The sequence below is a fragment of the Fontisubflavum oceani genome (genome assembly GCF_030407165.1).
GTDB classification, from domain to species: domain Bacteria; phylum Pseudomonadota; class Alphaproteobacteria; order Rhodobacterales; family Rhodobacteraceae; genus Rhodophyticola; species Rhodophyticola oceani.
This window is the reverse complement of record NZ_CP129111.1, coordinates 1,572,441-1,584,481: the sequence shown is the minus strand read 5'-3', so window position 1 is coordinate 1,584,481 and position 12,041 is coordinate 1,572,441. Positions and strand designations below refer to the sequence as shown.

The 12,041-nt window shown below is 51.1% G+C and carries 13 protein-coding genes; 8 read left to right on the top strand and 5 right to left on the bottom strand.

What is annotated here, in order from left to right:
• Positions 1-293 precede the first annotated feature (293 nt).
• Positions 294-596: a hypothetical protein gene (locus tag QTA57_RS08205; protein ID WP_290154440.1), complete on the top strand. Its 303-nt coding sequence runs from the start codon at positions 294-296 to the stop codon at positions 594-596.
• A gap of 403 nt (positions 597-999) precedes the next feature.
• Entirely contained in the window at positions 1,000-3,519 is a 2,520-nt protein-coding gene (locus tag QTA57_RS08200; protein ID WP_290154439.1) for a hypothetical protein, read from the top strand.
• 448 nt (positions 3,520-3,967) lie between these two features.
• On the opposite strand, the gene QTA57_RS08195 is transcribed toward QTA57_RS08200, so the two are convergent.
• On the bottom strand, positions 3,968-4,423 hold the full coding sequence (locus QTA57_RS08195; protein ID WP_290154438.1) for a cupin domain-containing protein: 456 nt from the start codon (positions 4,421-4,423) through the stop codon (positions 3,968-3,970).
• 14 nt (positions 4,424-4,437) lie between these two features.
• A complete protein-coding gene (locus QTA57_RS08190) occupies positions 4,438-5,301 on the bottom strand; it encodes an endonuclease/exonuclease/phosphatase family protein (RefSeq protein ID WP_290154437.1) in 864 nt (287 codons plus the stop codon).
• 532 nt (positions 5,302-5,833) lie between these two features.
• Here QTA57_RS08190 and QTA57_RS08185 point away from each other — a divergent pair.
• From QTA57_RS08185 to QTA57_RS08160, 6 genes are all read left to right on the top strand, one after another.
• Positions 5,834-6,502 carry a recombinase family protein gene (locus tag QTA57_RS08185; protein ID WP_290154436.1) on the top strand — a complete coding sequence of 223 codons (669 nt, stop codon included), beginning with the start codon at positions 5,834-5,836 and terminating at the stop codon, positions 6,500-6,502.
• A 786-nt stretch (positions 6,503-7,288) separates the two neighbouring features.
• Positions 7,289-7,522 carry a hypothetical protein gene (locus QTA57_RS08180; RefSeq protein ID WP_290154435.1) on the top strand — a complete coding sequence of 78 codons (234 nt, stop codon included), beginning with the start codon at positions 7,289-7,291 and terminating at the stop codon, positions 7,520-7,522.
• Positions 7,523-7,661: 139 nt separating this feature from the next.
• Positions 7,662-8,069, top strand: coding sequence for a hypothetical protein (locus tag QTA57_RS08175; protein WP_290154434.1), 408 nt, complete (start codon positions 7,662-7,664; stop codon positions 8,067-8,069).
• A gap of 321 nt (positions 8,070-8,390) precedes the next feature.
• Complete coding sequence (locus tag QTA57_RS08170) at positions 8,391-8,690, top strand: hypothetical protein (protein WP_290154433.1); 300 nt, start codon at positions 8,391-8,393, stop codon at positions 8,688-8,690.
• A complete protein-coding gene (locus QTA57_RS08165; RefSeq protein WP_290154432.1) occupies positions 8,687-9,184 on the top strand; it encodes an ImmA/IrrE family metallo-endopeptidase in 498 nt (165 codons plus the stop codon). Before QTA57_RS08170 ends, QTA57_RS08165 begins: the two co-directional genes overlap by 4 nt.
• Positions 9,185-10,303, top strand: coding sequence for a beta family protein (locus tag QTA57_RS08160; protein WP_290154431.1), 1,119 nt, complete (start codon positions 9,185-9,187; stop codon positions 10,301-10,303).
• A 597-nt stretch (positions 10,304-10,900) separates the two neighbouring features.
• Here QTA57_RS08160 and QTA57_RS08155 read toward each other — a convergent pair.
• From QTA57_RS08155 to QTA57_RS08145, 3 genes are read right to left on the bottom strand one after another with little or no spacing between them, the layout of a single operon-like run.
• On the bottom strand, positions 10,901-11,275 hold the full coding sequence (locus tag QTA57_RS08155; RefSeq protein ID WP_290154430.1) for a Na+/H+ antiporter subunit G: 375 nt from the start codon (positions 11,273-11,275) through the stop codon (positions 10,901-10,903).
• 8 nt (positions 11,276-11,283) lie between these two features.
• The gene (locus QTA57_RS08150; RefSeq protein WP_145215461.1) at positions 11,284-11,553 is read right to left on the bottom strand and encodes a K+/H+ antiporter subunit F; all 270 of its coding nucleotides are present in this window, start codon (positions 11,551-11,553) and stop codon (positions 11,284-11,286) included.
• A complete protein-coding gene (locus tag QTA57_RS08145) occupies positions 11,550-12,041 on the bottom strand; it encodes a Na+/H+ antiporter subunit E (protein ID WP_145215458.1) in 492 nt (163 codons plus the stop codon). Before QTA57_RS08145 ends, QTA57_RS08150 begins: the two co-directional genes overlap by 4 nt.

Genomic DNA, 12,041 nt, shown 5'->3' with positions numbered 1-12,041 from the left:
CGCTATGCGTCGTCTGATTTGTTAAGCTCGAGTCTGGATCGTTTATCGTTCGTAGCTGATGCATTGCCCACAGACGGGCAAGACAGTGGCGCAGAAGGCCCGCGAGGATGCCGTTCAATTCTTCTTGCGGCTATGCGGATGAACTCAATTTTAGAACGTGGCGGGTGTTGCCCTGCATGTGGCGGCATCAAATAAATTGAATCGGCTGGGGGCTAGCTTGCGCCTACCGGCCCGCGGCGAGGCCAATCTGTGCCAAAAAATGGCCTCGTCGCAAAAATATCTGAGGAACTAAGATGCAGACCTATTTGTGCAATGTAACTGGTGTTCCACAGTCGGGAAATGGTGACTGTGCTGCCGTCTATGAATACCCTTTTCGTTTCGTTTCGCGCCACACGTTCCCGGCACTCACTCGTGTCGTTCATAACGACGATGAATTTTTGGAGTGTTTGAAGCTGCATGCGGAAGCCGAGGACGTTTTTTTGAAGACGGAAGACCTTGAAGCGATTGTCGAATGGGCAACATTCGACCCGCCTTATGTGCCGACCGGCCCAACTAAGCAGGCTAGTTGCGTTGATCCGGCATGGTATGTCTATTGATGAACTCGCTTTACAGGTTGGCCTGTGAAGCCAACCTGAAATAAGAAAATTGTTCCAAAAATTCTCATGATCTTTCAGTTCAACCTAATTCTCATTCATTAAATTGTTCCGATTGGAACGGATTTAGAAACTAAAAAATTTCTGACTTCGTATTGTCTCAATATCGTAAATTTAGCTTGCGGGAATAAACTTTGACAAATCGAAATGATGAATTTTTGCGACCATAGATGGCTGTAATTCGATTCGATATGTGCTAAGAAAGAATTGACCCGCCCACTTCGTCAAAAGTGTGTTCCGAGGATTTGGAACCGGCGGGTCTATAAATTTGCTCAATCGGACAGTACCCGCAAACTGAAATGTAATCAAGCGGTCGCGGTCCCAAAATCAGAGGATAGACCTTTAAATGCAGGTAGTAGAAGAACCCGCTTTGGCGAGCCAATCGGCGTACGTCTCGAAAGAAGAACCGGCAAGTAAACTCACTCGTCTTTTTGAATCTCAACAGAAACACCCGTTTTTGTGGAATACGTTCTTTTATTCCAGCGGTTTGGAGGGTATCGAGTTCGATCCTGCCAATCTGAACCCAAAAGATTTTCAGCCGGGCAGTAACATCCGTACGCGGATCGAGAATGCCCAGAGCACGGCCCCGCAACGTGAAAACCTCAGCGATTTGATCGATCTTGTAGAGCAAGACGAAAATATCGCTGACATCGTTGCTGAGGCGTGCTGTTTGGCCCCATCGCTCGGCGACATTGAACATGCGAAATCCGCCGCCCCGGTTGGATATACAAAATCTGGCGAACCCGTTTGGCGTGCAAAAACCGGCGATCCCGTCGCTGATTTTTTCGAGAAGCTTGCGGAGCTTGAATTTGAGGCGCGTGACAGTGACCTTGATCAGTCTGTAGTCCACAAAGTCATCAATCGCCTGCTGGACGAAGCGACCGCGCTGATGGATATCGATCAGGACGAAGTAGACGATATCTTTGAGGATGCTTTGGAAAGCGAAGCCAAGCTGCGCAAACTGAGCGACTGGTTCAATGCCTACTTTTCTGCGAAGCAGGCTAACGAGAAACAACCTGCCAAAGCGAAGGGTGATCGTTCTAAAATCAGTCAGGCAATGGACATTTTGGCGACGGGGCTTTCAAGCGAAATCACTGAATTGGAACTGAGCAACGCGACTAACAAACTCGCCGCACGCTCCGATTTTGACAGTATTGCCAAAGTAAATTGGGTTGCGCTTATTGTCGAAAATACCCCCCTTAGGCGCGTTGAGGCAAAGAAGATCGTTAAAGAGTCTGTGGCTCTGGCCAGCCAACAAGACGACAACGCAGGCTGTTATGTTGGCCAAAGTGATCACAACGAACAGTGTAGCTACGTCATTAAGAAGCTCGTGAAGGGCAACCAAAAATGCGCTCGGCCTGATTTGATGCGCTACGGCTTCCAACTTGGATACGTGCGTCATTTGCCAGAAGAAGGGCAAACTGAAGCTCAACTTTATTCTGTTGATGCTTTTGCCTCATTGATCAACAAGCTCGCGCCTTTCTATAAGATCGAAGAAAAATCCTCGCGGATTGTTCCCGCCCCGTCTGCGGTAGTCCGTGATGTTATGAACACAGAAATGCCCAAGCTGCCGTATTTGCGGCAAGTCACAAACTACGTTCAATTTGATAGTGAACTGAATCTTCTGGCAAAAAACACGTACCACAAATCAGCCTACCTTTACATGCATCTGCCAGAGGATTTTGATCTGCCAGCTATCAGCGACACGCCCACGGACGCGGAAGTTAAGCAGGCGGTTTCGATCTTGGTCGAAGAATGGTTGGGAGATTGGCCGTTCGATGGTTACACTCGCGACGAAATCTTGGTTTCATGTGGTATTCAAGAACCAGCGGAGGGCAAAAAAGTCCGCCCGGTACCGCCGTCTCTTCTTTCGTTCATCGGCTTTGTTCTTCAACCGTTGGTTCGCCCTGCAATCAAAGGTCCGGTACCCGGTCTTTTGATCACCAAGCCAGAGGCGGGTACGGGCGCTTCTTTGCTCACTGATACGGCAATCGTCGCTATCCACGGTAAGACTTCCACCCGGACTATGCCAAAAGACGAAGACGAGCGCCGCAAAGAGGTGTTCACAGCGCTTCGCGCGGGTGACCCCTTTTTGTTCTTTGACAACGTGGCTGGTCAGGTTGATAGCCCCGTTTTGGCGGCGTTGCTGACCTCAACCAATTTTACAGGCCGCATTTTAGGGCTGAGTGAAGAGGCGACGATCCCGAACCAAACGTCGCCCGTGATCACAGGTAACAACCCACGCTTTACGCGCGAGCTTCAACGCCGTTTGAGCCTCTGCCGTTTGGATGCGGGCGTAGCCAAACCAGAGGATCGTGAACCAGAAGGCGGTTGGCGTCACGCCGATATCGAAGAATGGGTACTGGCAAACCGTGGTCAGATTGTGTGGGCGCTCTGCACTCTGGTGCTGAATTGGAAGGCGAAAGGCTGTCCGAAACCAGCGGGCAAGCCGCTTGGCTCTTACCGCTCTTGGTACGAAGTCTGTGGCGGAGTCCTTGGTGCGGCATCACTGCACGGCTGGCAGTCGAACCGTAAGCTCATCGAACAAGTCGCGGGCGCGGACGATGACGACCCAATGCGGGAACTTGTATCGCAGTGGTATGACGTGGCGACGACCAAAGGCGGCGCTCTTTCGATGACAGGCGAAATGGCCAAGCAACTTGCCGCGTTCGCCGACGCCCGCGATATCGACATGCCCGTTGCGCGTCATGTTGTAGACGGGGAACGTCTTTATAAACCTTCAGCCTTTGGGCAATATCTTGGTACACAGGCTGAACGGGTATTTGAGGTTGATGGTATCAACGTGAAGGTCGAAGCAGGCACCAAGACGAAACACGGGAAACCTTGGCAACTCTCAATTGTCTGATTTGATACAGGCCCGCGTCCAGCGGGCCTTTTCTTTTGTTTTCTGTGTTTCTTGCGTGCCGCCGTCAGGCGGGTGGTGATTAGGAGTGGTGACGACGGTGACGACTAAAAACCGTCGTCACCTTGTCGTCACCCCTAATAAAGTGTTTGATTCTAATGAGTTAATCGATTCCGGGTGACGAGTGACGACGATTCCACTCCCCTGAAAGAACTGGAGAATCTTTATTTTTAAACTGCCAATAACGCAATCCGACCTGCGGCGCGTTCGCGAACGCCGAACGCCGAACGCCGAACGCCGAACGAAAAAAAAATATATACGGCTATAAGGGATAACGGCAAAATGTCGTCACTCGTCACCCCTGATCCCGTAAGATATTGAAAACACTGGATTGATTAGGGGTGACGACAAGGTGACGACGTTTTCTAGTCGTCACCAATTGATCGCTTCGTCAGATCATTATCATGTTTTCGCATGATGTATCACAATCGGCGTCGCCAATTCGCACTACCGTTCCGTCCGTTTTGTAGCAATACATCTCCTTGTCTTCCATGATGTACATTGGCGTCGCTGAAAACAGTTTGTATTGGATCGAATCCTCGACTGCGTGATAACCGGCATGACGTTCTCCAGCGGGAATTATGTCAAATGTGCCCGGCGTTATCATCCTTTCACGGTTTTTGTCCTTGATAAGGCCAGAAACCAAAAACAATGTTTGGACGGTTGGATGATAGTGGACTGGGAACGTAGCGCCCTTGTCAATTCGCGCAAGCTCTATAGTTGTTCCCATCACAGGGTCGCAGTAAAGGACTTTGTTGTATACACCGGGCCACGGCATTTCTTTCCACTCATGGTCTTCGTGGTTCCCAATTTGCGCAAAATATTTTGCCCGTTCTATCGGATGCATGATTTTCTCCAATTTTAGTTTGATGGAAGCGACAAATTAATTTTCGCCCAAACGATGTCGTGATCGGAAACTTCGTCTGGTACACGTGCTATACCGGACGCTAGCATACGGTCATGGGCGAACTTGCTGAGTAGGACGTGATCTAGTTGTTGATTTTCGCCGTCGAAAACATAGGTCCATTGGTCCTCAGCGGGTAATGTTTGTGTCACGCTGAATAGCTGATAACTTGTATCGTGTTTGCCCAAAACCGTATCAATCGGTACCGATTTCGGTGTGTCGTTAAAGTCTCCTGCGATAGCTGTGAAAGACGGGGAACGCGAGTTCCCTTGCTCGACACGAGGACGTGTCAAGTTGCGAACTATCTGAGCTTGAACGGTCCTCAACAGCCGTGTTTCTTCAACCCCGCCGCGTCTCGACTTGAAATGGACGTTGAACAGCGAAAGGACTTGCCCATCTATTTCTAGGTCTACCCTCATAAACTTGCCCAAACTGCCCATTCTCTCAAAGCCACGGTGATCGGAATAAGGGACTACGGTTTGATCAAGTCTCAAAACAGGTTGGATAGTTGCCGGAAATTTACTTAAGACGGCAACGTTCTGGCCGGTAAAAGGGTCTAGCGTCTCGCTGCACCAATAGTACTTGATGGGCGAGCTAAGCTCAGAAAGACGCTGCATTAATGCGTCGATTACATGTGGCCCTTCCACTTCTTGCAACGCGACAACATCAGCACCAGATTCCCCAACGCCGATAATTGCTTTTGCAACTTGGTCAACTTTTTCCTTTAGCCCGCCGTCAGGCAACTTTAGTCCCCAACGGGCTAGTGGTGCCTCGTTGTCGTAGAGCCAATACGTATTGAATGTCGCAAGAGTAAATTCCACAACTTCCCCCAAATATAATTTAGCAACTATAGGGTGAAATGTAGCACGAGGTTTGGCAGTTTTGTTGAGAATTATTTTCCGTATTTTCAGTTGTCTGCCTTGATGGGGCAAGCGTTCAGTCTCAATCTAAAGCAACCTTTTGGTGTGTCGATTCGCTGATTTTTCATGCTCAATCCGCAAAAGGTATCTACAAGATTGTGGAACAAGATAGCCACCGCGCACTAATCTGTGGATTTCATATCTTTTACTCGGTACACGTAGCTGCGATAGATTTTAGCTCCACTCTGGGCGCTCGCCTTTCGCGAAATAAAATTTCAAAATTATCAATCAAAACGAAACATATGAAATTCTCACGCGCAGCATAATTGCGTTACGCCGCGCTGACGCGCACAAAAATAACAACAAGAAACACGCCAAAAACAACGCTCGCCCCATCAAAAAACACCCAAAACAGAAACAAACTGTCCCTCTGATTCACTCTTGAATCGGGTGCGAATCGTTTGTTTTCGCTATATAAAAAGCACAACGTTCATTGAGGTTTTTGAAAATGAAGAGATATGTAATCTACTACCGGGTGAGTACCAAATCCCAAGGCCAATCTGGTCTGGGCCTATCCGCTCAAGAACGCGACATAGACCTCTTTTTGCAGAACTACAGTGAGACGCCCTTTGTGGTAATCGGCACCTTTACCGAAAATCAGAGCGGCAAAAACGCTGACCGTCCAGTGTTAGCCGAGGCGTTAGCCTTAGCCCGCGAAAACGGGGCTGAGTTACTCGTTTCAAAGCTAGATCGCCTCAGCCGTCGTGTCAGCCAAATCGCGGCATTGATGGAAGACAAACAGCTTAAAATCCGCGTCGCATCTATGCCCCACGCTGACGCGTTCCAGTTGCACGTATATGCGGCTCTGGCAGAACAAGAGCGCCGCTTCATTAGCCTACGCACCAAACAGGCCTTAGCTCGCTCAACCAAGCCGCTGGGAGGCCTACGCCCCGGCACAGCCAAACGAAATCAAGCAACAAAAGCCGCCGCTGACGCGGCTGCGCAGAAGGTCGCAAACATCGTCGTTCCAATGCGCAAAGCAGGTTCAACATTGCAGCAAATCGCGGACGCCTTGAATACAGCCAAAGTGCCGACACCGCGCGGTCGCGAATGGAAAGCAATGTCTGTTCGGAATGCACTTACCCGCTTGGATGCGGCATGATCTACCGTGCTATCAACCTTGCCCTGCTTTTTGCATGGCTGGTGATCTTTTCGCCCCTTTGGTAGTGACCCGCGCTGACGCGCATCCCTATTAATACTGCCCGCGTCAGCCGGGGCCACCCACCACCCCCGTACACGGCGCTGACGCGCCCAACATCTATCTGATAACCAAAACACGCTCAAAACCGTCCAAGCCCGCCAACTTGTCTGTTTGGTTCGCCTGATAGTCTTTGATGTGGGCGTATTGGTGCTTTGTCTATTATCGCGCGTAGCGCGTGGCGGTTTCTAATCTGGCAGTTTTCCAAATACGCCTAAGCCGTGTCGCGACAGATTGCCTGTAGAGCGCGTCAGCGCTCCATTGAACGCCTCGACGTTCACGCCTTGTCGAGCCTCAGATTGCGCAGCAAAGGCCCTCAAAAAGCCTCCAAAGGTTCCTCAGGGGGGATGGGGGTAGCCCCGTCGATTCCGCCCTGTTGCCGCACGTATGTAGCGGACGTAAATGTTAGCTGGTTGTCGAAAAATGGGACCCAAAAGAATCGAAAGATGGGGACCCAGTTGCAGTATATGCAAAATCAAGTTTTAGACTTTTCTGCCTTTGTAACTCAAAGGATTCCGAGCGGTGTTACGCTTTTCTACAACCGCGACACCGTGCGTTTTTAGCCATAATATGCTATAGTTTGCTTATTGATCGGATAGCTCCCCGCTCATGTTCTTTCTCTGTTTGCCTCGCCGTATCGCCCCGGATGCGGCGGGGTAAATCTCCAAGGAGCTAATCAGGAGCTTTTTCATGATTAATCTCGATTTAACCGTCGCCAACGTGATCTTTGACACATTGGATTCCGTGCTACCTGATGTGGTAGTGCCAATCGATTATTACGAAGCCGCACTGACACAGTACGACCCATATTCGAGGACGTACAAGACGGGCGTGTGCACTCATTCTGGCGTTCCTGCCGTCATCGCCAAACCGACCTCAGACGAGGTTGGCGGCGAAGTCGAATATTCAACGCCAAGTTCGTAATTCCATCCGAGCGTTTGCCCGGTGTTACGCCAAAGGTGCAAGATGTTCTCAAGACCGCAGACGGTCAAAACTACGGCGTCGTTCGCGTTAAAACCGTGCCGGGCGAATCCGTTTGGTTGGTTTTTGCGGAGCAAGCAGCATGAACGGACTGTTCGATATCGCCACCAACGAAGCGGTCACTACGTCGCCAAAACGGGCGACACACGCTACTTGCGTTAATCTGGTCGCAGAGACTTACTACAAGCCACTGGACGCCCTTATCGCAGCGGGGTTCTCACCTTGTTCAACGATCCTTTACGATGAAAGTGGCGACGTGCGCGAAGAAAGCCAGCCTGTACCAATTGCAGGTGTCACCTTCACGTTGGAAGGTGTTGACCCGGTGGTCCTTGCCAGTGACCACGGACGCGGCTTGCATCCGATTGTCGTTGTTTATGACGCAGACGGCGACGAAGCTAGTTTTCCGGTGAACGTCGATAGCGACGGCAACGTCACGATTTGCAGCAAGGTCGATTTGACTGGACAAGGGTACACAGTCGTTATCCGGTAGCGGGCGCTACGCGCCCTCGTTTCACTACAGACAAACACCGCATCGCCGTTCCTGACACCGCCAACCAATCGGTCAAAGACTGAGCGTCAGACTTGCAAACTTGACAAATGTTCCTATATTGTTCTCATGCGACATCCGGGATTTTAGAGCGCTACCGTGCGGCAGGTTTGTAGACGCCGCAAAGTTTGTCGGCTATGTCCCTGAGAAAAATAAGACGTTTCGAAGAATTGGGGACACATGCGAACGGTGGTTTTGGTAGCTCTTGGTGTGGTGTTGGGCATAGGCATATGCGCACTATTGCTACACTTTTCGCCAATCACCTTGACCCGTGCCACGCCAGCGTCGGTTGAAATTAGTTACGTCGATTTTGTTTCGATAATGATGACCGCCGTATCGATCATTCTAGCCGCGCTTGGTTTCGTTATAGCAATTCTCGCTTTCATCGGTTGGAACTCAATTGAGTCCAAAGTTTCATCCTCTGCCAAAGAGTTCTTGAGAGAGTCGATTGAGGATGGGGGCGAACTGCACCGGCTTGTCAAAGAAGAAGCAAAAGAAATCATCTACGGGGATATTCAGCCCGTGGATAGTGACTACGACGAAGAAGAAGGCAAAGTAAGTTGATCCGAGAGTGGGCACTTGTTGACGAAGATCACCGCAAGATCATTGAACCGTTCTTGCAGGAGGTACCTGTTAAGGTGGCGGGTATTGCCCGTGCGCTTGGTATTGAGGTCAAGGCGGCTACACTCAAGCCGCGTATTTCTGGTCAAATTGGTCCTTCTGACACAAGTGAGTCAGGCTTTCGTATTCGGGTGAACCGTCATGAGACGAAACCGCGTCAGCGGTTCACAATCGCACATGAGATTGCGCACTACTTGCTTCACCGTGATGATATTGGAGACGGGATCGAAGACTCGATTTTGTACCGCTCCACTTTGTCGGATAGGCGAGAGGCGGAAGCTAACCGTCTAGGGGCGTCGCTTATCATGCCCGAAAAGAGTGTGGTTGATAGCCTGCGTCAGTTGGGTGGTCGCGCTACACCAGAAGTTGCAAAGATTCTCGCTGAACGCTACGATGTGTCTGAACCTGCTATGAAGATTAGGCTAGGACTAAAGTAATTGGCGATTGATTTATTTCGAGCAACTTACGTACCCACAATTTTTTTGAGAAATGCTGAGTTACGGGCAGTTGAGGAATTGCCCGAAGGTGTGAAGGACAGCCTAACACCTATTTTTTGGTTAAAACCAATCCCAAATGCCAAGCACCTTTCGAAGGCGATTGAGAAAATCGAAGATGCTTTTGGCGATGAGCGAAAATACTTTTTGGAGATTGATCCATTCTACAACGTGGACGACGCCAAGAAACGAAAGCCCGCTCACGATGAGTTCGAAAAGCTAATTGATGGCGAAAACGACAACGAAAACTGGGTGAGCTTTTTTGAAGATCACCCCAATGCTTTCCCATGCCTTCAAGTTGACTATGCCAACGCGGATAGCGTTCGCGCCCAAGCGGCGGCATTTACTGACATGGAACGCGCGTTCCTAGTTCGGTTTTCGCACCTGCATGCAAGCGGCAAGAACTGGGCGGAAATTGTGGATGCAGTTTGCGAGACGCAGCACACGAACTTCGGGTTCGTTGTAGACGTGGAATGGGGTAATGACATCCTAAGCCGCGCGGCTTGGGCAGATGCAATCGTTAAACGGATAGTCCAGCTACGCGGGGACAGTATTCCTGTTATTTTGAGCGGTAGCAGCTTTCCTGACAGCTTCACTCAGTACGAGGAAGGCGGTTCTGCTAACGTTGATGAGCGCGTTCTGTTCAACAACCTCATAGCGAACAACAACGAAGCCCGTCTGATTTATGGCGACTGGGCAAGTAGCCGTAGTCCGACCGAAGGTGGGGGCGGTGGCAATCCAATACCGCCGCGAATAGACCTATCGACTCAGAATACTTGGGAGATTTATCGGGTTCGCGATGAGGATGGGGGTTTCCCGGCGGCGGCGAAGGCTGCAATGGCCAGCAGAAACTACCCAAAAGACCTTGGAATTTGGGCAACCTACGTCATTGCCGCCACTGCAATTGATGATCCTACGGGCCTCAAGAAAGAACGTGACCAGAATGCAATTAAGTCCCTTGCGAGGGCTACTGCGGCAAGGATCAACCTTCACCTGTATACACAGATGAACTTTGGGAACTTTGATCCAGCGCCCGATACTGACGACGAGTTCCAAGAGTAGGTGTCTGTACCGCCCTTCATTTGGGAATGTTTGGGCAAAAGTTCGATTCCTTACTTTGAAGAAATTGGAAATCGAACCCTCAATATTGGTACACATTATGGTACACATTTCGGGTCACATGGGGCATTTATATCCTTTAAAATAAGCGTTTTGCGGATTAAGTGACGGACTTCGTCTCCGCCATTTACGGCTAAAATTCTGATGTAGAACGATAACCGCTTTCAAGGAGGCCGAAATCCGTGCTCTGGTTCAGTGTGGGCAAGGATGGCCACCATAACCACGGCTGGTTACACGCGAGCGGGTCATCTCGAGAACAAAACTGCCTGCATTATGCTGCTGAATATGGCGGGCGCACGAAGCTAGGTTGGTTTGAGCACATCCTGACCATCATAGGCAACCCACACAAAACAGATTACTGCAGCTGAGGCGATTAGCCATCAAGCGATGGTCGGCGCAGCTGTGTTCTTATTTACGATACGCATTGCTGCACTGGGTAGCCAGTTTTGAGGGGGCCCATTGAGCGGCAAAGACACGCCCCTTTTAACCAGAGCCTGCCGACCCGCAGAAGAAACGACTTGCCGAACCCGTCGCGAAAAGTCACCTGTCAGATGGACCATCTGGCGGGTCATCATAGACCGACCAACCATATTCGCCCGAGCTGTCCGGCAGCTGATCTTTACGCAGGTTCCGCGCCAGATAGGCTTTGGCGATGAAGTTCGCGGTAATCGGCGCGGTCAAAAACAGGAACACCGAGATTAGGAGCTCGTGCACCGAAATATGCCCGGTTTCCGCGTAGAAGAAGATCAAGGAGGCGGCCAAGACGCCGCCGACGCCAAGCGTCGTGGCCTTGGTTGGCGCGTGCAGACGCTGCACGGTGTCTTTCAGCTTCACGAGGCCATAGGACCCGACGAAACCAAAAAAGCCGCTGACCACGAGGGAGAGGGCAATGAGGAGTTCTGCGATAAAGCTCATGGGTGACCTCACTCAATAATGTCGCCGCGCAACAGAAAGCGGCAATAGGCGACAGTGGAGACGAACCCGACCATAGCGATCAGCATTGCGGCTTCGAAATAGATCGCAGTGCCACGCCAGACGCCGTAAAGCACCAAGAGCGCGATCACATTGATCACCATCGTGTCGAGCGCGAGAATGCGGTCGGCGGCGTCGGGGCCCACAGCAATGCGCCAGAGATCGAGCAGCAGGGCCACGCCGTAGCATCCGGCGGCGAAAAACAGAGCATATTCGATCATGGAAAAATCTCCTTCAATCGCCGTTCATAGCGGGATTTGATCTCGTCACGGACGCTGTCCGGGTCATCGGTGTGGAGGCAGTGAACAAGGATGCAGCCGCCATCAGCGGACAGGGTCGCCGAGACGGTGCCAGGGGTCATGGTGATGGTGCCCGCCAGCACCGTAATCGCTTCGGCAGAGGTCAATTCGAGCGGGACCGGGATCCATTTCGAATGGATTGTCCGCTCGCGCCGGAACAAGATGATCATCGCGACCTGCACATTGGCGACGATGATATCCCAGAGCACCACCAAGCAGTATTCGACGATCTTCAATGGCCGGGCGAGTTTCGGGCGGTCCGGCCAGTAGGCGGCGGTGACCATGGGAATGATCAAGCCGATCGCACTTCCCAGAATGAGATTGCCGAGGGTGAAGGTGTTGACGAGGCCAATCCAGACCAAGACCAGCGTGAGGCTCAGGAGTGGATGGGGGATAAGACGGGTCAGCAT

Coding starts and splice junctions, on each gene's coding strand:
- QTA57_RS08205 (WP_290154440.1), top strand. CDS start 294: ATGCAGACCTATTTGTGCAATGTAACTGGTGTTCCACAGTCGGGAAAT.
- QTA57_RS08200 (WP_290154439.1), top strand. CDS start 1,000: ATGCAGGTAGTAGAAGAACCCGCTTTGGCGAGCCAATCGGCGTACGTC.
- QTA57_RS08195 (WP_290154438.1), bottom strand. CDS start 4,423: ATGCATCCGATAGAACGGGCAAAATATTTTGCGCAAATTGGGAACCAC.
- QTA57_RS08180 (WP_290154435.1), top strand. CDS start 7,289: ATGATTAATCTCGATTTAACCGTCGCCAACGTGATCTTTGACACATTG.
- QTA57_RS08175 (WP_290154434.1), top strand. CDS start 7,662: ATGAACGGACTGTTCGATATCGCCACCAACGAAGCGGTCACTACGTCG.
- QTA57_RS08155 (WP_290154430.1), bottom strand. CDS start 11,275: ATGAGCTTTATCGCAGAACTCCTCATTGCCCTCTCCCTCGTGGTCAGC.
- QTA57_RS08150 (WP_145215461.1), bottom strand. CDS start 11,553: ATGATCGAATATGCTCTGTTTTTCGCCGCCGGATGCTACGGCGTGGCC.
- QTA57_RS08145 (WP_145215458.1), bottom strand. CDS start 12,041: ATGCTGACCCGTCTTATCCCCCATCCACTCCTGAGCCTCACGCTGGTC.